The 20,904-nt window shown below is 51.4% G+C and carries 18 protein-coding genes; 6 read left to right on the plus strand and 12 right to left on the minus strand.

Going from position 1 to position 20,904, the window contains the following annotated elements:
* Positions 1 to 17 precede the first annotated feature (17 nt).
* The 8 genes from rseP to rpsB form a co-directional block, all read right to left on the minus strand.
* Entirely contained in the window at positions 18 to 1,370 is a 1,353-nt protein-coding gene (gene rseP, locus JK223_RS04335; RefSeq protein WP_212713001.1) for a sigma E protease regulator RseP, read from the minus strand.
* Positions 1,371 to 1,382: 12 nt separating this feature from the next.
* Positions 1,383 to 2,240, minus strand: a complete 858-nt coding sequence (cdsA, locus tag JK223_RS04340) for a phosphatidate cytidylyltransferase (protein ID WP_212713002.1) — start codon at positions 2,238 to 2,240, stop codon at positions 1,383 to 1,385.
* Between the two features lie 18 nt (positions 2,241 to 2,258).
* Positions 2,259 to 3,011: a (2E,6E)-farnesyl-diphosphate-specific ditrans,polycis-undecaprenyl-diphosphate synthase gene (ispU, locus tag JK223_RS04345; protein ID WP_212713003.1), complete on the minus strand. Its 753-nt coding sequence runs from the start codon at positions 3,009 to 3,011 to the stop codon at positions 2,259 to 2,261.
* Positions 3,012 to 3,185: 174 nt separating this feature from the next.
* A complete protein-coding gene (gene ispC, locus JK223_RS04350; RefSeq protein ID WP_212713004.1) occupies positions 3,186 to 4,376 on the minus strand; it encodes a 1-deoxy-D-xylulose-5-phosphate reductoisomerase in 1,191 nt (396 codons plus the stop codon).
* A 130-nt stretch (positions 4,377 to 4,506) separates the two neighbouring features.
* Entirely contained in the window at positions 4,507 to 5,064 is a 558-nt protein-coding gene (gene frr / locus JK223_RS04355) for a ribosome recycling factor (protein WP_212713005.1), read from the minus strand.
* Positions 5,065 to 5,208: 144 nt separating this feature from the next.
* Positions 5,209 to 5,934 carry a UMP kinase gene (gene pyrH / locus JK223_RS04360; protein ID WP_025901289.1) on the minus strand — a complete coding sequence of 242 codons (726 nt, stop codon included), beginning with the start codon at positions 5,932 to 5,934 and terminating at the stop codon, positions 5,209 to 5,211.
* 163 nt (positions 5,935 to 6,097) lie between these two features.
* The gene (gene tsf / locus JK223_RS04365) at positions 6,098 to 6,949 is read right to left on the minus strand and encodes a translation elongation factor Ts (RefSeq protein WP_212713006.1); all 852 of its coding nucleotides are present in this window, start codon (positions 6,947 to 6,949) and stop codon (positions 6,098 to 6,100) included.
* Between the two features lie 197 nt (positions 6,950 to 7,146).
* Entirely contained in the window at positions 7,147 to 7,872 is a 726-nt protein-coding gene (gene rpsB, locus JK223_RS04370; protein ID WP_212713007.1) for a 30S ribosomal protein S2, read from the minus strand.
* A gap of 395 nt (positions 7,873 to 8,267) precedes the next feature.
* On the opposite strand from rpsB, the gene map reads away from it, so the two are divergent.
* The 4 genes from map to JK223_RS04390 all read left to right on the plus strand — a co-directional run bounded on the left by map (position 8,268) and on the right by JK223_RS04390 (position 13,326).
* Positions 8,268 to 9,062: a type I methionyl aminopeptidase gene (gene map / locus JK223_RS04375; RefSeq protein WP_212713008.1), complete on the plus strand. Its 795-nt coding sequence runs from the start codon at positions 8,268 to 8,270 to the stop codon at positions 9,060 to 9,062.
* A gap of 63 nt (positions 9,063 to 9,125) precedes the next feature.
* Positions 9,126 to 11,780: a bifunctional uridylyltransferase/uridylyl-removing protein GlnD gene (gene glnD / locus JK223_RS04380; protein ID WP_212713009.1), complete on the plus strand. Its 2,655-nt coding sequence runs from the start codon at positions 9,126 to 9,128 to the stop codon at positions 11,778 to 11,780.
* A 130-nt stretch (positions 11,781 to 11,910) separates the two neighbouring features.
* Positions 11,911 to 12,735: a 2,3,4,5-tetrahydropyridine-2,6-dicarboxylate N-succinyltransferase gene (gene dapD / locus JK223_RS04385; RefSeq protein WP_025901284.1), complete on the plus strand. Its 825-nt coding sequence runs from the start codon at positions 11,911 to 11,913 to the stop codon at positions 12,733 to 12,735.
* A 204-nt stretch (positions 12,736 to 12,939) separates the two neighbouring features.
* Positions 12,940 to 13,326 carry a DUF3461 family protein gene (locus JK223_RS04390; protein WP_212713010.1) on the plus strand — a complete coding sequence of 129 codons (387 nt, stop codon included), beginning with the start codon at positions 12,940 to 12,942 and terminating at the stop codon, positions 13,324 to 13,326.
* 69 nt (positions 13,327 to 13,395) lie between these two features.
* Here the strand turns inward: JK223_RS04390 and degP are convergent, their stop codons facing one another.
* Positions 13,396 to 14,823, minus strand: coding sequence for a serine endoprotease DegP (gene degP, locus JK223_RS04395; protein WP_212713011.1), 1,428 nt, complete (start codon positions 14,821 to 14,823; stop codon positions 13,396 to 13,398).
* 130 nt (positions 14,824 to 14,953) lie between these two features.
* A complete protein-coding gene (gene dgt / locus JK223_RS04400; protein ID WP_212713012.1) occupies positions 14,954 to 16,441 on the minus strand; it encodes a dGTPase in 1,488 nt (495 codons plus the stop codon).
* 96 nt (positions 16,442 to 16,537) lie between these two features.
* On the opposite strand from dgt, the gene mtnN reads away from it, so the two are divergent.
* The gene (mtnN, locus tag JK223_RS04405; RefSeq protein WP_212713013.1) at positions 16,538 to 17,239 is read left to right on the plus strand and encodes a 5'-methylthioadenosine/S-adenosylhomocysteine nucleosidase; all 702 of its coding nucleotides are present in this window, start codon (positions 16,538 to 16,540) and stop codon (positions 17,237 to 17,239) included.
* Between the two features lie 386 nt (positions 17,240 to 17,625).
* Here mtnN and erpA read toward each other — a convergent pair whose 3' ends face one another.
* The gene (gene erpA / locus JK223_RS04410) at positions 17,626 to 17,973 is read right to left on the minus strand and encodes an iron-sulfur cluster insertion protein ErpA (protein WP_212713014.1); all 348 of its coding nucleotides are present in this window, start codon (positions 17,971 to 17,973) and stop codon (positions 17,626 to 17,628) included.
* A gap of 72 nt (positions 17,974 to 18,045) precedes the next feature.
* Positions 18,046 to 19,458 (minus strand): H(+)/Cl(-) exchange transporter ClcA, encoded by a 1,413-nt coding sequence (gene clcA / locus JK223_RS04415; RefSeq protein WP_212713015.1) that lies wholly within the window; start codon positions 19,456 to 19,458, stop codon positions 18,046 to 18,048.
* Positions 19,459 to 19,616: 158 nt separating this feature from the next.
* Between clcA and hemL the strand changes: the two genes are divergently transcribed.
* Positions 19,617 to 20,897, plus strand: a complete 1,281-nt coding sequence (gene hemL, locus JK223_RS04420; RefSeq protein WP_212713016.1) for a glutamate-1-semialdehyde 2,1-aminomutase — start codon at positions 19,617 to 19,619, stop codon at positions 20,895 to 20,897.
* The last annotated feature ends 7 nt before the right edge of the window (positions 20,898 to 20,904 follow it).

A 20,904-nucleotide genomic window follows, 5' to 3' on the forward strand; every position in this document is an offset into this window, starting at 1 on the left:
TCGCAGAATTCGGTTATCTACAAACGTGAGAAATCATTGAAAAGTGCAAGACCCATTAATAACACCAGCGCAATCGAGCCAATGCGATAACTGAAGTCCTGAACTCGCTCAGACACTGGTCCACCTTTGATCTTCTCAATCAACAGGAAAAGCAAATGCCCACCATCTAACACCGGTAACGGGACAAGGTTAATTATCCCCAGATTGACACTAATCAACGCCAAAAACATCAAATAGTATATCATTCCGTATTCTGCCGATATCCCTGCGCCTTGCGCTATAGAAATCGGCCCGCTGAGATTTTTCAGCTTAATATCACCGGTTACTAATTTCCCCAGCATCGACGCTGTCAGTTTCACCAGCTGCCAGGTTTTTACCCCTGCTTCGCCTATGGCGACGACAGGTCCGTATTGCCGTAAGGTCTTATATTGATCAGCAAGAGGCTGAACGCGCGGGATAACCCCGGCGAATCCTTCTTCTTTCTGACCCACTGTTTTCACCGACGGTGTCAGTGTTAACGTCCGGAGCCCCCCTTCACGTTCAACGTCTAACGCTAAAGGTTTTCCGGGATTATCTCTGACCCCGGCCACAAACCTTTGCCAGTTCACCACAGGCTCACCGTCGACTTTAACGATCCTGTCTCCGGCTTGCAAACCTGCCTGTGCCGCAGGTGAATTTTTTTGCACCTCTGCAAGGGTGGTTTCAATCACCGGACCTTTAGGGACAATCCCTAAAGATAACACGGGATCCTGCTTTTCCGGGTCAAAGACCCAGTGACGCAGGTCCAGATGTTTTTCAACGGTGACGGATTGCCCGAACGTTTCGAGGGTAACATTGACGCCACTGTCGCCAATTTTCCCCATCAATGCCATACGGACAGCATCCCAGTCAGGCGTTTCGATACCATCAATCGCTTTAAGTTCCATTCCGGGCTGAATTTGAGCGTGTTGAGCAATCGAATTGTTGATTATTTCGCCAGTGACCGGTTTTATGCCTGGCACACCGTGCATAAAAACCAGCCAGTAGGCAAACAGCGCGAAGATAAAGTTAGCGACAGGGCCAGCAGCCACGATGGCCGCTCGCTGAGAGAGAGTTTTGCGGGTAAATGCTTCATGCAGCCTGGCGGCAGGAACCTCCCCTGCCCGCTCATCCAGCATTTTAACGTATCCCCCGAGCGGGATTAGCGCGAGTACATACTCCGTGCCCTGTTTATCTTTTTTACGCCATAGGGCAGGGCCAAAGCCGATAGAGAAACGCTCGACCCAGACACCACAACGCCGTGCCACCCAAAAATGGCCGAATTCGTGGACGGTAATCAAAATCCCCAGTGCCACTACGAATGCGCCAAGACTCCAGAGTATGCTGCCCATCACGACACATCCTTAAGCTACATGGAAAACCAAAAGCAATAAACAGGCAAAAACAGGGATCGCGGCGGTCAGGCTGTCGATTCTGTCAAGGATGCCGCCATGCCCCGGGATCAGATTACCGCTGTCTTTGATGCCGGCTTCACGCTTAAACATGCTTTCGGTGAGATCACCCAGCACAGACGCCAGCGTAGCAATAATGGCGCAAATCAGCAAAGTACGACTGTCTACCGTCAGGGGAGCCAGCAGGGAAAATACCCAGGCAATCACCGCAGAAGAAATCAGGCCACCGGCAAAGCCTTCCCAGGTCTTTCCGGGAGACACTTTCGGTGCCAGTTTATGACGACCAAAGAGTTTCCCGAACATGTAAGCCCCGGAATCCGCTCCCCAGACCAGTAACATGACAAACAACAGCCACCAGGCCCCGGCGAAGTGATCACTGTTATAGTGATACTGCCGTAGCGCGACCATTCCCCAAAAGAAAGGAACCAGCGTCAGCGCACCGAAAGCCAGTCGCAGAAATCGGGATTGCCGCCACAGAGAAGCGGAGGCCGGATAAAACAGAACCAGCACCAGGGCAACGGTCCACCAGCTCAGAGAAACCCAGAGGGAGAGCGCCACCGGAGGTTGATAGATGTCACTCTGGTAAGATGGCAGAGAAAATATCATCAATGAAAGCAGCAGACCAAACAGTACGGCAACCCATACCCGTGGTCCGGTTTGCTTAAACCCTGCAAACTGCGCCCATTCCCAGGCGGCCAGCATGCAGATAACCAGAACGATAATTTTGAAACCGATCGGCGGTAACCAAAATAATGCAATGATTACCAGCGGTATCAGTATCATCGCGGTAATCAAACGTGACTTTAACAAAGGTTACCCCCGGTCCATTTATGCGCCATCGGGTGCTGCACCGCCAAAACGGCGCTCTCGTTGAGAGAAGGCATCCAGCGCACCCTGAAATACTTGTTCATCGAAATCGGGCCAGAGAACATCACTAAAATAAAACTCTGCGTAAGCAACCTGCCACAGCAGAAAATTACTAATCCGATGCTCTCCCCCAGTCCTTATCACTAAATCAACCGGAGACAGATGGCATAAGCAGAGCTGCTCTCCCAGCATTTCTTCCGTGATATCTTCAGGGCATAACTGCCCCTGCTGTACTCTGCTCGCCAGTTGCCGGACACCGTCAATAATATCCCAGCGGCCGCCATAGTTTGCAGCAACATTCAGCGTCAGACCGGTATTCTGAGCGGTCAGTGACTCCGCATTACGGATACGCTCCTGAATTCGCGGACTAAAACGTTGCATATCACCGATGATTTTCAGGCGAACATTGTTTTTATGCAGGCTTTTCACTTCGCTGTCGAGCGCCCAGACGAAGAGTTCCATTAATGCAGAAACCTCCGGCTCAGGACGGTTCCAGTTTTCACTACTGAATGCATACAGGGTCAGTGCTTCCATCTCACAGGTGACAGCAAATTTTACTGCGCGCCTGACAGCTTTCGCACCGGCCCGGTGTCCCGATATACGTAACTTTCCCTGGTTTTTCGCCCAGCGCCCGTTGCCATCCATGATGATAGCAACATGCCGCGGCAGCGCCCTGTATGTGTCAGGAGTGTTTTGTTGATATAGGGACGACATAATGCGTATTAAATTCCTTTCATCAGAGAGCCAGATATCTCTGAATACTTTCTGCCCGCAAAAATCTTTCACCCTGGGAAACGGGTAAAAGCCCTCACACGCATCTTAAATATCAGCGTGTGACTATACCATTTTCGCCTGATTCGGACAAATAGCAGCTAAACAAACCGGTGATTACAACGTCGCCAGCAGATTGCCCGCAATCCGCCGGGCCTGCTTATCGATCTCCATAACCGCCTCCACGCAGTCAGGGTCCGTAAACTGTACGGTCTCCAGCACCTGATGGTTGAGGACAGCAATATCTGTAAAGCGGATATGCCCGTTAAGGAATGCCTCGACAGCTATCTCATTGGCCGCATTCAGCGCCGTGGTCGATGCCTGACCTGCAGCACACGCGTCTATTGCCAGCTTCAGGCAAGGATAACGTTGGTAGTCCGGCGCCAGGAATGTCAGGGCTCCGATGCTGGTGAAATCCAGGGGTTCCACCGGGGTCGGTATTCTGTCAGGCCATGCCATAGAATGTGCGATAGGTGTGCGCATATCAGGAGAACCTAACTGGGCCAGTACACTGCCATCACAATAACGTACCATTGAATGGATAACAGACTGCGGGTGAATAACCACTTCCATTTGCGAATCAGTCGCATTGAAAAGCCAGCGAGCTTCAATGTATTCAAGACCTTTATTCATCATAGTGGCCGAATCAACCGATATTTTTCTGCCCATTGACCAGTTCGGATGGGCACATGCCTGCGCCGGGGTCATTGCGGATAATCCGGTCAGCGGCACATCACGAAACGGGCCACCGGAGCCGGTCAGAATAACGGAATCAACACCACTATTACGCAGGTCAGCGTACCCTAATTGCTGTTGTATAACAGCAGGCAAACTCTGAAAAATGGCATTGTGTTCACTGTCGACCGGCATCAGGCAAGCCCCGGAACGCCGGACTTCCTCCATAAATAACCGGCCACAAGTCACCAGCGATTCTTTATTCGCCAGCAATACCCTTTTTCCGGCACGTATGGCAGAAAGTGTCGGCAACAAACCAGAGGCACCGACAATGGCTGCCATCACCTGATCCACTTCCGGCAATGCCGCCAGTTCACAGGCAGCCTGAACGCCGGAGAGCACTTCAGTATCAACCTTCAATGCTTTCAGTCGTTCACGCAATTCACAGGCGGCTTCTTCCGTCGCCATTGCGGCGTAAGCTGGCCTGAATTCACTGCACTGGGTCGCCATTAACGCGGCATTATTTCCCGCAACAAGGGCAGTCACCTGATATTGTTCAGGGTTTTCCCGTACCACCGACAAGGTACTGGTTCCGATAGAACCGGTCGACCCGAGTAACGTCAGACGCTTCATCAATATATCCATCAAAAAAATTAAGGGGTAAAACAGGATTTCGGGCGGCGCGTTGAGCAATGTAAAACGCCGCGAAAGAAAGCCATGATGATGTCTTTCTCCGCGGCGTTTACCGGCAGCAGCACTGAGATTAAAACTCCATTAACTCCGTTTCTTTCTCAGTTAATGCAGCGTCCACTTTTTTGATTGAAGCATCGGTCATCTTCTGGATGTCATCCTGTGCACGACGCTCATCATCTTCACTGATTTCTTTGTCTTTCAGTAATGCTTTAACTTTATCGTTCGCATCACGACGGACATTACGTACCGACACACGTCCCTGCTCTGCTTCACCGCGAACGATTTTAATCAGATCTTTACGGCGTTCTTCGGTCAGAGGAGGCAGAGGGACACGAATATCAGTACCGGCTGAACTTGGGTTTAATCCTAAGTCTGAGGCCATGATGGCTTTTTCTACCGCAGGACCTAAAGAACGATCAAACACGTTAAGTTTCAGTGTGCGTGAGTCTTCAACCGTTACGTTAGCCAGCTGGCGTAAAGGCGTTGGCGTACCATAATACTCGACAACAATGCCATCCAGCAGTGAAGGAGAGGCACGTCCGGTACGCACTTTGCCGATCGTATTTTTAAAGGCTTCTACGCATTTTTCCATGCGTACTTCAGCATCTTTTTTAATATCGTTAATCACAATAAAAACCCTTGGATTCGTTTTGACCTGATGTTTCTGCTCCTGGTTTGAGCAGAACGGGGCCTGTCATCATCAGCCAGACTTCGCCGATAAATCACCAGCGTTGGTCAGAATATACCTTATTTTAAATTATGCCGACAGGGTTTACTGCCCGATCAGAGTGCCTTCTTTCTCACCCATCACCACGCGACGTAATGCACCCGGCTTATTCATATTGAATACACGGATAGGTAAGTTATGATCGCGAGCCAGAGTAAAGGCGGCAAGGTCCATCACCTTTAACTCACGCTCAAGCACATCCTGATAGCTTAATTTTTCGTGTAACGTGGCATCAGGGTTGGTCACCGGGTCTGCAGAGTATACGCCGTCAACTTTCGTGGCCTTTAATACCACATCTGCCTCGATTTCAATACCGCGCAGACAGGCTGCAGAATCCGTGGTAAAGAACGGGTTACCGGTTCCGGCAGAGAAGATAACCACACGGTTATTACGTAGCAGACTGATAGCCTCTGCCCAGCTATAGTTATCACAGACACCATTCAGAGGAATGGCCGACATCAGACGGGCATTCACATAGGCACGGTGCAATGCATCACGCATCGCCAGACCGTTCATCACTGTGGCTAACATCCCCATATGGTCACCAACAACACGGTTCATACCGGCTTTTGCCAGTCCGGCACCCCGAAACAGGTTACCGCCGCCAATCACGACGCCGACCTGTATGCCCAACTCAACCAGCTCTTTTACTTCCTGCGCCATACGGTCAAGAATGCTGGCATCAATGCCAAAACCTTCAGCACCCTGCAGGGCTTCGCCGCTCAGTTTCAGAAGGATACGTTGATATACCGGTTTTGCGTTGGTCGCCATGATCATTAATTCCTGGAGCATGAGTGAATAAAGAAGAGAGAAATCGCGTCTATAATCCGCTCTGTTTTCTCGAAATACTATAGGGATGAGGCTGAAAATTTGCCCGCCGGGGTTACATCAGCAGGCAAAAAAGAACCGCCGTTCTGGCGGTTCCTGTAGAGCATTAAGACTGTTTGGACATTGCTGCAACTTCAGCAGCAAAATCAGACTCAACTTTCTCGATACCTTCACCCACTTCAAAGCGGATAAAGTTAATGACGTCAGCACCTTTTTCTTTCAGCAGCTGACCGACAGTTTTTGATGGATCCATAACAAAGTTCTGGCCAGTCAGTGACACTTCACCGGTGAACTTGTTCATGCGACCAGAAACCATTTTTTCTGCGATTTCACGCGGCTTACCGGACTGCATCGCAATGTCCAGCTGGATCTGGTGCTCACGAGCAACAACGTCCGCAGGAACATCTTCAGGCTTCACATATTCCGGCTTGCTTGCAGCAACGTGCATTGCAATGTGCTTAACCAGCTCTTCATCAGCACCGGTAGCAGAAACCAGAACACCGATACGTGCACCGTGCAGGTATGAACCTACAACGTCACCTTCCAGGCGGGCAACACGACGGATATTGATGTTTTCACCGATTTTGGCAACCAGCGCAGTACGCTGCTCTTCAAATTTCGCTTTCAGAACATCAACGTCAGTGATTTTGTCAGCAACAGCGGCAGCCAGAACGTCCTGACCGAATGCCAGGAAGCCAGCATCTTTAGCAACGAAGTCAGTTTCGCAGTTCAGCTCAACGATGATCCCGGCGTTACCTTCAACGTGAGTCAGGATTACACCTTCAGCAGCAACGCGACCAGATTTCTTCGCCGCTTTCGCCTGACCATTTTTACGCATGTTGTCGATAGCCAGTTCGATGTCACCGTTAGCTTCAACCAGCGCTTTTTTACATTCCATCATGCCAGCGCCAGTACGCTCGCGCAGTTCTTTTACCAGAGCAGCGGTAATGTCAGCCATTCTTAAGTCCTCGGTTAACTGTGATCTGTTCATTCCTACCCGCAGGTAAGTTTAAACAGCATCATTTCGCAGGATATTTTACTTCGTCAAGCCGAACAGATTCACGCTCAACGAATTTTAAAATAATAAAAGGGGCCTGAAGCGGCCCCTTGCAGATCACATCTGACGCTAAGGGCTCTTTGACAGAGCAGTCCTTATCAGACGTTTTCTAAAGACACTTCTTCAGCCTGTTCAGCCAGGTCCTGAGAACGACCTTCGCGGACAGCTGCTGCAGCTGCATTCAGGTACAGGCTTACTGCACGGATCGCATCGTCGTTACCAGGGATAACGAAATCAACGCCATCCGGATCAGAGTTAGTATCAACGATAGCAAATACCGGGATACCCAGGTTGTTTGCTTCTTTGATTGCGATGTGCTCGTGGTCAGCATCGATGACGAACAGAGCATCAGGCAGACCGCCCATGTCTTTGATACCACCCAGGCTGTTTTCCAGCTTAGCCAGTTCACGGCTACGCATCAGAGCTTCTTTCTTGGTCAGTTTATCAAAAGTACCGTCCTGAGACTGAGATTCCAGATCTTTCAGACGTTTGATTGACTGACGAACAGTTTTCCAGTTAGTCAGCATACCGCCTAACCAACGGTGGTTAACAAAGAACTGATCGCAGTTCAGCGCAGATTCTTTGATAGCTTCGCTTGCAGCGCGTTTGGTACCAACGAACAGGATCTTACCTTTACGGGAAGAGATCTTGCTTAACTCAGCCAGAGCGTCGTTAAACATTGGTACAGTCTGCTCAAGGTTGATGATGTGAACTTTGTTACGAGCACCAAAGATGAAAGGTTTCATTTTTGGGTTCCAGTAACGGGTCTGGTGACCAAAGTGAACACCGGCCTTAAGCATATCGCGCATGGAAACAGTAGCCATGATTACCTCTAAAAATAGATGTTGGGGTTGAGCCTCCATGTATCCCATACCACCGACCTGTTAAGGCACCCCGGAGTATGTGTCGATACATGTGTGTTTTGGTCAGTCTGTACCGGTCACGCAATGCGTTCCCCTGTACTCTGCCTTTTCACATAATGAGAATGAAACTATCCGGCCCCCCGTAGCGGGTGAGCCTGGATTCGTCGGCGCGTTTTATACCACAAATCCCCCCTCAGCGGCAATCATTGTTACCGGCAACGGTTAAATTTTCTGCGCCCTGCATAAAACCGGTGACCGGTGATTAACGTTGGCAGCAGTTTTGCTGACTGTTAACATAGTGCACGTATAAATTCTTTCGTTTGCCGGTACTGACTGGCTGCAACTGGACTGATTCAATGGCTATCTCAATTAAAACTCCTGAAGAAATCGAAAAAATGCGGGTCGCCGGCCGTCTGGCCGCTGAAGTGCTGGAAATGATCGCAGCCCATGTAAAACCGGGTATTTCTACCGGAGAACTGGACCGGATTTGCGCTGACTACATTACCGGTGAACAACAGGCCGTCTCGGCTTGCCTCGGTTACCATGGTTTCCCGAAATCGGTATGTATTTCTGTCAACGAAGTGGTCTGTCACGGTATCCCGAGCGATGACCGTCTTCTGAAAGACGGCGATATCGTCAACATCGATGTCACGGTCATCAAAGATGAATACCACGGTGATACTTCAAAAATGTTTATCGTCGGTAAACCGACCATCCTCGGCGAGCGTCTGTGCCGCATCACTCAGGAAAGCCTTTACCTGGCATTAAAAATGGTGAAACCAGGCATCCGTCTGCGTACCCTGGGTCGTGAAATTCAGAAGTTCGTTGAAGCCAACGATTTTTCCGTCGTTCGCGAATACTGCGGCCATGGTATCGGTAAAGGGTTCCATGAAGAACCCCAGGTTCTGCACTACGATGCCGATGACAGCGGCGTGGTCTTACAAAAAGGGATGACCTTTACCATTGAACCGATGGTCAACGCCGGGGATTACCGTATCCGCAGCATGAAAGATGGCTGGACCGTGAAAACCAAAGATCGCAGCTTGTCGGCACAATATGAACATACTATTGTGGTGACAGATAATGGCTGTGAGATCCTGACCCTTCGCCAGGAAGAGACGCTCCCTGCGGTACTGGTGAATGAAGGTTAAGACTGACATTTGACTCCCTGAAAGCCGGCTATTGCCGGCTTTTTTATCCAATGAGTAGTGATAATGCGAAGCCACCTGCCAGATGTAATCGACACAAGTAGTACGGATGCCCCGCTGCATTGGTCTGATGATCAATTAACCCGCGAGGCGCTGAAATCCCGCCTTGATATGTTCCAGTCAGCCCTCGGCGATGCCTTCGATGCCGGTACCCCCGTCAGTGAACTGATAGAAGCACGCACCCGGTTTATCGATCATCTGCTCACCCGTCTCTGGCGGTATTTCGGCTTCCACGGCGTAAAAGATACTGCGCTGGTCGCGGTCGGAGGTTATGGTCGTCAGGAGCTGCATCCGCTTTCCGATATTGATGTGCTCATCCTCAGCCGTCATCCTCTGGACGAACAGGGCGCACACCGGGTCAGTGAGTTACTGACACTGCTCTGGGATTTAAAGCTGGAAGTCGGTCAAAGTGTCAGAACACTGGAAGAGTGTCTGCTGGAAGGGCTTTCTGACCTGACGGTGGCGACCAATCTGATCGAGTCACGGATGCTCACCGGGGATGTTTCTCTGTTCCTGGAATTACAAAAAAATATTTTCAGCGAAGGGTTCTGGCCTTCTGCCGACTTTTTTGCGGCAAAGACCGAAGAACAGAAGGCAAGGCACCTTCGCTATCACGGCACCAGCTATAATCTGGAGCCGGATATTAAAAGCAGCCCGGGCGGCCTGCGTGATATCCATACCCTGTTATGGGTTGCCCGTCGTCATTTCGGTGCCACCTCGCTGGACGAAATGGTGGGATTCGGGTTTCTCACCGCGGAAGAGCGCGATGAACTGAATCAGTGTCAGGATTTTTTATGGCGTATCCGCTTTGCCTTGCATCTGACCCTTCCCCGGTATGATAACCGTCTGCTGTTTGACCGACAGCTGGCGGTCGCACAACGTCTGAATTATCAGGGCGAAGGCAATGTGCCGGTAGAAAAAATGATGAAAGATTTCTACCGCGTCACCCGCCACATCGGTGAGCTGAATGAAATGCTCCTGCAGTTATTCGATGAGGCTATTCTGGCTCTGCCCGCCACCGGGAAACCGCTCCCCCTCGATGATGACTTTCAGTTGCGTGGCCATCTGATCGATCTCCGTGATGATGAACTGTTTATCACACAGCCCGCCTCCATTATTCGCTTGTTCAGCGTTATCGTTCGCAATAAAAATATCCACGGCATTTATTCCGCCACATTACGTTTATTGCGGCACGCACTGCAGTCTCTGGATTATTCATTATGTGAGATCCCGGAAGCACGGCAGCGGTTTATGGATATTTTACGTCATCCGGGTGCGGTCAGCCGGGCCTTAGTGCCGATGCACCATCACGGTGTACTGACCGCCTATTTACCTCAATGGAACCTGATAGTCGGCCAGATGCAGTTTGACCTGTTTCACGCCTACACCGTCGATGAGCACACCCTGCGTGTATTACAAAAGCTGGAAAGTTTTGCCAGCGAATCGACCCGTGAAAAGCATCCCCTGTGTGTGGATATCTGGCAGCGCCTGATCCACCCGGAAATCCTGTTAATTGCGGCGCTGTTTCATGATATCGCAAAGGGTCGCGGGGGAGATCACTCCATCCTCGGGGCCGAAGATGTCATTGAATTTGCCAGGTTACACGGCCTTAATTCCCGTGATGCCCAGCTGATTTCCTGGCTGGTCAGGCACCATCTGCTGATGTCAGTCACTGCACAGCGCAGAGATATTCAGGACCCCGCGGTGATACGGGAATTTGCCTCGGTAATGCAGAATGAAAAACAACTACGGTTGCTTATCTGTCTGACGGTCGCGGATATCTGCGCCACCAACGAAAGCCTCTGGAACAGCTGGAAACAGAGTCTGTTGCGGGAACTTTACTTTGCCACCGAGAAACAGCTCCATCGCGGCATGGACAGCAGTCCGGACTTACGGGAACGGGTACGCCATAATCGCCTGCAGGCGTTGGCGCTATTACGTATGGACAATATTGATGAAACCCGCCTGCATAAAATCTGGAACCGCTGCCGGGCTGACTACTTTCTGCGTCATACCGCCCAGCAGCTGGCCTGGCATGCCCGCCATCTGCTAAAGCATACGCTGGACCAGCCTCTGGTCCTGATCCATCCACAGGCTTCCCGCGGGGGCACCGAGATTTTCATCTGGAGCCCGGATCGTGCTTATCTCTTTGCGACCGTCGCCGGGGAACTGGACCGGCGAAACCTGAGTGTGCATGACGCGCAGATCTTTACTAACCGTGATGGCATGGCGATGGATACGTTTATCGTTCTGGAGCCGGATGGCAGTCCGCTGGCCCCCGATCGCCATGAGGCTATCATTCATGGACTGGTTCAGGCGCTTTCTCAGCCGGAATGGACGCCGCCCCGCCCGCGTCGTCTGTCACCCCGCTTGCGTCACTTTACGGTCGACACCGAAATACGCTTCCTGGCGGCGCATACCAACCAGCGCACCTACCTGGAGCTGGTCGCTCTTGATTATCCCGGGTTACTGGCACAAATCGGGGGCGTGTTCGCCGATTTGGGGATTTCGTTGCATGGCGCAAGGATCAGTACCATCGGTGAAAGGGTCGAAGATTTATTCATTCTGGCCAACGATGAACGCCGGGCACTGAATGATAAAATGCGCGATAGTTTACAACAACGGTTGACAGAAGCACTGAATCCAAACGATAAAGGGTAATTCACCCTGAGGGCAGCGAACCTTCGGACTGCCCTTTTCCCCTATGGTCTTAACGGGTTACAGAAACAACGTGTAACCGGAAATCATCGGGCAGTTAGTTTTTACCAAACCATTGATGCAGGAAAAAAGAATGCAACATTTACAGAAAATCATCGAAGCCGCATTTGAACGGCGTACCGAAATTACTCCGGCCAGCGTAGATGCTGAAACCCGCGATGCGATCACCGAGGTCATCTCCCTGATTGACAGTGGTAAAGTACGTGTTGCCGAGAAAATTAACGGTGAATGGGTCACTCATCAATGGCTGAAAAAAGCAGTCCTGTTATCGTTCCGTATTCACGATAACGAAGTTATCGAAGGCGCGGAAACCCGCTTCTACGATAAAGTCCCGATGAAATTTGCAGGTTATGACGAAGCCCGTTTCCGTCAGGAAGGGTTCCGTGTTGTTCCTCCGGCGGCCGTTCGCCAGGGAGCATTTATCGCCCGTAACACCGTACTGATGCCTTCCTACGTCAACATCGGTGCATACGTCGATGAAGGTACGATGGTGGATACCTGGGCGACCGTAGGCTCCTGTGCGCAGATCGGTAAAAACGTGCACCTGTCCGGTGGCGTTGGTATCGGTGGTGTCCTCGAACCCCTGCAGGCAAACCCGACCATCATCGAAGATAACTGCTTTATCGGCGCCCGCTCAGAGATCGTTGAAGGTGTTATCGTCGAAGAAGGCGCGGTCATTTCTATGGGCGTCTACATTGGTCAGAGCACCAAAATCTATGACCGTGAAACCGGCGAAGTTCACTACGGTCGCGTACCGGCCGGTTCCGTCGTTGTTTCCGGTAATCTGCCGTCTAAAGATGGTAAATACAGCCTTTACTGCGCGGTGATCGTGAAGAAAGTGGATGCGAAAACCCTGGGCAAAGTCGGTATTAACGAATTACTGCGTACCATCGACTAATCGCCTGACCGGCAGCCGCGGGGATCCCGGGGTTGCCGGTCATCTTCCCTATGCTGTGTACGGAGTGGCATGTACATAAGGCTACCGGCAGACGATGCAGGACTGCCATCCTGACGGTTTCAGACAGTGTCATGATGAGACGGCGATGTCGCGCTAATAATGCCTGCGTTGAGCGGGCAACGTCCCCTGAAGAGGAAAACTGCTATGTACGATAATCTGAAGAGTCTGGGGATCACCCATCCTGAAGAAGTTGACCGTTACAGCCTTCGTCAGGAGGCGAATAACGACATCCTGAAGATCTATTTCCGTAAGGATAAAGGCGAGTTTTTTGCCAAGAGCGTTAAGTTTAAATACCCGCGCCAGCGAAAAACTATCGTCTCTGATCAGACGGCACAGGGCTTCAGGGAAGTTCAGGAAATCAGCCCTAACCTGAGATACGTTATCGACGAACTGGATCAGATCTGCCATCAGGAACAGGAAGATATCGACCTGAAGGTGAAAATTCTTGATGACTTACGTCATCTGGAACTGGTGGTATCGAATAAAATTTCTGAGATTGAAGCCGATCTGGAAAAACTGACCCGTAAATAATTGGCCGGGTTAAGGCATAAAAAAGCCGGTCAGGACGCTGACCGGCTTTTTTTACCTGCGGATGACCGCTTACTGTGCCAGTAAGTACAGGTTGCTGTCACCACGTTTCACGTTCAGCGCCAGAACCGCCGGTTTACTGTCCAGAATTTTACGCAGTTCGCCGAGATTACTGATATTCTGCTGATTCACACCCAGAATAATATCGCCTTTTTTCAGCCCGATCGCTGCCGCATGGGTGCCTGGTTTCACACTGTCGATACGGACACCTTTTTGTCCCGCAGCGTCATAATTGCTCAGTTCCGCCCCTTCAATGCCGGTATAGATAGTGGCTGACGGGACTTTATCCTGAGTACTCTGCTGAATGACCACGCTGACAGAAACAGGTTTGCCATCGCGTAATATACCCAGTTCCACTTTACTGCCCACCGGCATAGTGCCGACATCGGCCCGCAGGGCGGCAAAACTGGTCAGCGGTTTGCCATTCAGAGAAATAATCACATCTCCGGCTTTAATACCAGCTTTCGCCGCCGAGGTGTTTGGCAGTACCTGGCTGACAAAGGCACCGCGTTGCGCATTCACTTTCATCGCCTGCGCGATTTCAGAGTTCAGTTCGGTGCCCATGATCCCCAGTTCGCCACGCTTAACCTGACCGTACTCGATCATCTGTGACGTCAGGTTTTTCACCATGTTTGAAGGAATGGCAAAGCCGATACCGATATTGCCTCCGTCCGGCGCCAGGATCGCGGTATTAATTCCGATCAGTTCACCGTTCAGGTTAACCAATGCCCCACCGGAGTTCCCCCGGTTAATGGCGGCATCCGTCTGAATAAAGTTTTCATAGTTTTCGACGTTCAGACCACTCCGGCCCAGTGCAGAGACAATCCCGGAGGTCACGGTTTCACCCAGACCGTAAGGGTTACCGATAGCAACGGTATAATCACCGACCTGCAGATTATCGGAGTCGGCAATCTTAATCGCCGTCAGATTTTTAGCATCTTTCAGCTGAATCAGGGCAATATCCGTGCGGGGATCTTTGCCAATCACTTTAGCCTCAAAACGGCGTCCGTCGCTCAGCTGAACCTGGATAGATGAAGCATTTTCCACCACGTGATTGTTGGTGACGACATAGCCTTTATCGGCATTGATAATGACACCGGAACCCAGTGCACGGAACTGCTGTTCCTGAGGGGTCCCCCCGCCGGCACCTGGTGCCTGACAAATCGGTGAATTCTGGAAGGGTGAACCGTCCTGACAGAACGGTGACATATCACCAAAAAATTGCTGAAGCTGCTGACTGTTTTGGGAAGCTTTCACCGGTGCTGTTCCCTCAACACTGATGCTGACTACCGAAGGCATCACCTTCTGAAGCATCGGAGCCAGACTCGGGAGTTGCTGACTGGATGAAGATGCAGATTCCGCCGCAGAAGCAGTCATGGGCGCAAATGCCATTCCAAGGCTCAATGCGAGTGCACTTAATGCTAAAGTGGTTTTTTTCATGTTCTGGCTCTCTGTAGTATTTGCTATTCGGACCATTGCTGTAGTCATCTGTTGAGAGTTATTATTTACCCGTAAGTTCATCGGAAAGCATTTGTTAAAAGTAAATAAATATTCCCGCGATTTACAAAACTCAGACAAAATCAACGGCCATTAAACGGCGGTACTCTTCCCAGGCAAAAAGATCGGTCATCCCGCTGATATAATCCTGTACCAGACGTAACCGGTAATATCGCTCCCATAACTGCCACTCCTGCGCTGAAACCCCGGAAAGTGACGCCATATGGTTCAGATACGCTTTAATATGCTTATCGGAAAGGCGATGGAATAACCGGGTTTCTATCGGATGCCCCGGTAATTCATCATTTTCCGCCAGCTGAGTAAAATTATCGGCACTGAGCAGCATCATCGATTTATAAGCATCGAGCAGCCCCTGAATCACACGGTAGCCCTGTAATTCCAGTTGTTCGACTTCAGAATGATTAAAGACATGCTTACGGGCCACCTGTTTGAACACAGCGAGCAGACGTCCGGCTTCACCCCCATCTTCCAGCAAGGCATGATTAAAATTGCCCTTAAAAATCGCAGGCAGATGCGTAATAAATCGCTTCACGGCCAGAGAAACCAGCACCCGGTGCACATTGACCCGCAGAGACATAAAAAACTGGTCACTCTGACTGCGACGTTTGCCTGAGTGGGCGACGTTCCAGGCATCACCGATGGTGCGGCTGAAGAGATCGTCCGGCTGAACCTCGCCCCAGGCCTCCTGCAGATAGCGGTACAGATTATCGACACTGAAAATAGCCTTTTCAACCGCATCATCCAGGTCAGCAATACAGTAGGAAATGTCATCCGCCGCTTCCATGATGTATGTCAGAGGAAATCGGTGATACTCGTCCATACCGGTGGCTGCGCGTAATTCAGAGACATACTTCTGCTCTGACAGATAAAACCCCGGCTTCTTCATCAGCACGGAAAAAGCGTCAGGTTTCTCTCCATGCCACCATGCCGGGGCGGTGTATTTCAGAATACAGGCCACCTGCGAGTAACTGAGGTTCAGTTGCAGCAAGGTATGAACCAGCCGGATGGCCTGGGCATTCCCTTCAAAATGAGCCAGATCCTGATGGATATCCTGTTGCAGGCGCTCTGTGTCCGGCGATAATCCGTCGCCGGCGGGCAATGCTCCCCCAAGAATTTCCGTCAGATGGGCATTGAACCAGTCATTGATTGCGGCTTCCCCGAAATGCCCAAAAGGCGGGTTACCGACATCGTGCAGCAGGCAAGCCATCTCGACCAGGCTTTCACATCCCCGCTCAAATTCATCCAATCCGCAGGCACTTAGCCCCCCGGGTTGTTGCTTCAGACGCTGCAGAATTTCCCGCACGATGTAGCGCCCGGTCTGCTGGACTTCCAGAGAGTGCGTCAGCCTTGAGCGTACCGCGGCATTGCGTTCCAGAGGAAATACCTGGGTCTTCTGCTGTAATCGTCGCAAAGCAGCCGAATGAATAATCCGCCCCCGGTCACTCTCAAAAAATCGGGTGATCTGCACCTCCCCTTCCGGAGGATGACCTGCCATATAGGGCCTGCTGACACTGATCCTGCGCTTAAAATTAATCTCCATTTCAGCTCCGGTACGATTCGATAATATTTCCCTGTAATGCCATGATAGACTACGCCATTCATGAAGATGAATTCTATAACATTGGTGAGACAGGCTATGAAAGTAGGAATTATTGGCGCCATGGAGCAGGAAGTAACTCTGCTGCGTGATAAAATTGAAGACAGAAAAACCCTCTCTATCGCAGGCTGCGAAATCTATACAGGGACGCTGAACGGTAACGAAGTGGCTTTGCTGAAATCCGGTATCGGTAAAACGTCAGCCGCCCTGGGTACCACTCTGCTTCTGCAGTTATGCCAGCCAGATGTCGTCATCAATACCGGTTCTGCGGGCGGCCTGGCGCCGTCTCTGAAGGTCGGTGATATCGTCGTTTCCGATGAAGTTCGCTACCATGACGTCGATGTGACTGCTTTTGGTTACGCGCCGGGTCAGATGGCAGGTTGTCCTGAAGGTTTCATCGCTGATGCCGGCCTGAGAGCCGCGGCCGAACAGAGTATCGCTGCACTGAAACTGCACGCTGTCAGTGGGCTGATTGTCAGTGGCGATGCGTTTATTAATGGTGCTGAACCGCTGGCATATATCCGTGAGACATTCCCGAACGCTATCGGCGTTGAAATGGAAGCCACGGCTATTGGTCATGTCTGCCATCAGTTTAATGTGCCGTTCGTTGTGGTTCGGGCCATTTCTGATGTGGCTGATCAGGAATCTCACCTCAGCTTTGACGAGTTCCTGAATGTCGCCGCACAACAGTCTTCTCTGATGGTGGAAGACCTGGTGGCACGTCTGGCCGCAAACGGCTGATAGCGTCCATGAACCGGCAACCGCTGCCGGTTCTGTTTATGCATCGTCCGGTCTTTTTTCCTGAAGCAGCGGACATCCCGCAGTGAGCTGTTTCAGTCCATATGCTCGTCGTCTCACGGGCCAAAAACTTTACAAAAACTCATCTTTCACAGAAAAAACTGACAGCGTTATCCTTTCCTTTGGAAATAACCCCGGCATTAGCATGGGAGGCTTTTGTCCCTTCCGGCGATTAAAGCGTGTCACGGAAAGACCCGGGGTGAAAACTGTAAAGACTGTGTTGATAGTGAAGGCAATGAAAGCAGTAATGGCTGCGAGTCTGTGAAGGCAATAATGGCGGTGCAGGCGGGCTAAACCGCAGGAGACCATGGCTCCCGCGGAATTTTGGATCAGATACTGAAAGACGAACCACAACCGCAGGTGGTTTTAGCATTCGGGTTAGTCACGATGAACCGTGAACCTTCCAGCCCCTCGGTATAATCCACACATCCCCCGACCAGATATTGCAGACTCATCGGGTCAACCACCAGTGAAACGCCCTGTTTTTCGATGGTCATATCGCCATCGTTGATTTTATCATCGAAGGTAAAACCATACTGAAATCCGCTGCAACCACCGCCGGTAATATACACCCGTAATTTGAGTTCCGGATTGTCTTCGTCAGCGATCAAAAATTTCACTTTATTCGCCGCAGCTTCGGTAAATTCTAACGGTACTGCTGCAATAGCATCGCTCATATCTTACTCCAGTAAACTTCAGGGCCGGAAAAGGCCGCAATATCCCCATTATCTGTCAGCAAATTTCTGCAATCAAGCACTCTGCTTGACCGTCTGTGCCGAAGCCTGTCCATGCTCTGCTGACTGGCGGGCCAGTGTTCTCGCCAGAAGTGTCGAATAAATGGGCTTACCTCCCAGAAACTGAGCGATCAGGGTGGCCCCCAGACAAGTGATAATCATCGGTAAGATCAGCTGATAATTATCGGTCATCTCCAGCACCAGCACGATGCCGGTTAATGGTGCCCTGACAGAAGCCGCAAATAAGGCTCCCATCCCGGCGATGGCAAAGGTCCCTGTCTGCAGATGATATTCCGGGAATAATGCAGCGGCGGTCATGCCCAGAACGGTGCCCAATAAGGTGCCCAGAGACAGCATCGGTGCAAAAATCCCTCCGGGAGCCCCGGAGCAGAAACTGATCAGCGTTGTCGCCATCCGTAATAAAAAGATAGTTAACAGCATGGCATAGCCATAATGCCCGCTGAAGGCCTGGGGGATCAGCGTCAGTCCTCCTCCGGTCATGGCGGGGAAACAAAGCGTCAGTAAGCCGCAGGAACCCCCGATAATCGCCCCCATCAGAAGAATATTTTTCATTTCTCCTCCGTGCAGACGGGCAAATATGTCCTGCAGGGTGAAGATAAGCTGATTGAAAATAACCCCCAGAATACCAAAAATGATACCGGCGATCAGATAGAGCCAGAGGGTATTGAGGGGAGCATTCGTCAGCCTGCCGACATTCAATACCGCACTCTCGCCATTAAAAATACGGAAGATGATACAGGCCATGATCACCCCGATAAAAACGGCTTTTATCGAAATCAGGCTGTAGCGGAACTGCAGTCTCATCTCTTCGAGAATAAACAAAATTCCCGCCAGCGGGGCGTTAAAAGCAGCGGTCAGCCCCGCGGCGGCACCGGTCGCCAGCAATGTGTGCCGGGCTTCATTCCCTTTCATACGGAAGATATCCAGTACCATCCGCCCGAGATTACCGCCCATTTGTACTGTCGGCCCTTCCCGGCCCAGAACCATACCGGCCCCTAAGGTCCCCATACCGCCGAGAAATTTCACCGGGACGACCCGCCACCAGCGCACCGGCCGTAATTCTTCCATCGCCCCTTCGATTTCCGGGATCCCTGACCCGCCCGCTTCAGGCGCAAAGCGTTTGACCAGCCAGAACCCCCATATCGCCAGCAACGCCGAAATCACCACCGAGGCAATAAACGAGATCCCCCACGGAAGCTCACGGAGAGTTTCCAGACGATAGTGCTGTACCGCACTGATGGCTTTATCGAAGGCGACCCCGACCAGGCCCGCGAGGATCCCGACCAGTGCGGCAAGGATAAGTATGGCAACGGGAGTCTTGTCTTTACGTAACAGCAGTCGTAAATAATCGATTCTGCGTAAGGGGATAACCGGTAATTGCTCAGTTGAAGAAGGTATATTGTCCATATCCGTCTGATGAATAAGCGACCATCGCAGCAGTATACCGTTTAATACGTTTTTTTGGTGCTTAAATGTAGCAATACAATACCCGGGACTTTCGCGGCGCAAGGGTGTTCCCGTAAACTATCCGCTGTAATTATTCAGCGACAACAGGAACCGATGCGATGAGCAAGTCTGAACACCTATACCATGAGGCACAACGTCTTATCCCGGGCGGCGTAAATTCCCCTGTGCGGGCATTTACCGGCGTTGGCGGCACCCCTTTATTTATCGAACACGCCGAAGGGGCCTATTTATATGACGCAGACGGCAAAGCCTACATCGACTACGTCGGTTCATGGGGACCGATGGTGCTGGGCCATAACAACCCCGGTATCCGCAATGCGGTGATTGAAGCTGCAGGCCGCGGTCTGAGCTTTGGTGCGCCGACCGAAATGGAAGTCCGGATGGCGGAACTGGTCTGTGAACTGGTGCCATCGATGGATATGGTCCGGATGGTGAACTCAGGCACCGAAGCCACCATGAGTGCTATCCGTCTGGCCCGTGGCTATACCGGTCGCGATAAGATAGTCAAGTTTGAGGGCTGCTACCATGGTCATGCCGACCACCTGTTGGTAAAAGCCGGGTCGGGCGCGCTGACGCTCGGACAGCCGAATTCTCCGGGGGTGCCTGCAGATTTCGCTCGTCATACCCTGACCTGTACCTATAACGACCTGGAGTCGGTAAGGGAAGCCTTCCGGCAGTACCCGCAGGAAATCGCCTGCATTATCGTCGAACCGGTGGCCGGGAACATGAACTGTATTCCACCTGCGGAAGGATTCCTGCAGGGGCTGCGGGAAATTTGTGATGAGAACGGCGCATTACTGATCATCGATGAAGTGATGACCGGTTTCAGGGTCGCGCTGGGTGGCGCGCAGGCTTATTATGACGTCACACCGGACCTGACCTGTCTTGGTAAGATTATCGGTGGTGGCATGCCTGTCGGTGCCTTTGGCGGACGCCGTGAAGTGATGGAAGCGCTGGCACCGACCGGCCCGGTATATCAGGCCGGAACGCTTTCAGGTAACCCGTTAGCGATGGCTGCCGGTTTTGCCTGTCTGAGTCAGGTGGCACAACCCGGGACACATTCTACCCTCACCGAACTGACCGATCGCCTGGCCGAAGGCCTGCTGCATGCCGCGCAGGAAGAAAATATCCCGCTGGTGATCAACCATGTCGGCGGCATGTTCGGTATCTTCTTTACTACATTACCTTCCGTCACCTGTTACCAGGACGTCTGCCAGTGTGACACTGAACGCTTTAAGAAATTCTTCCATCTGATGCTGGAAGAAGGGATCTATTTTGCACCGTCAGCGTTCGAAGCCGGGTTTATGTCTCTGGCACACAGTCCGGAAGATATTCAGAAGACCATCGATGCAGCCCGTCGCTGCTTTGCCCGTCTGTAATTCGTTT

The organism is Tatumella sp. JGM118 (assembly GCF_018257515.1).
Lineage (GTDB): Bacteria > Pseudomonadota > Gammaproteobacteria > Enterobacterales > Enterobacteriaceae > Tatumella > Tatumella terrea.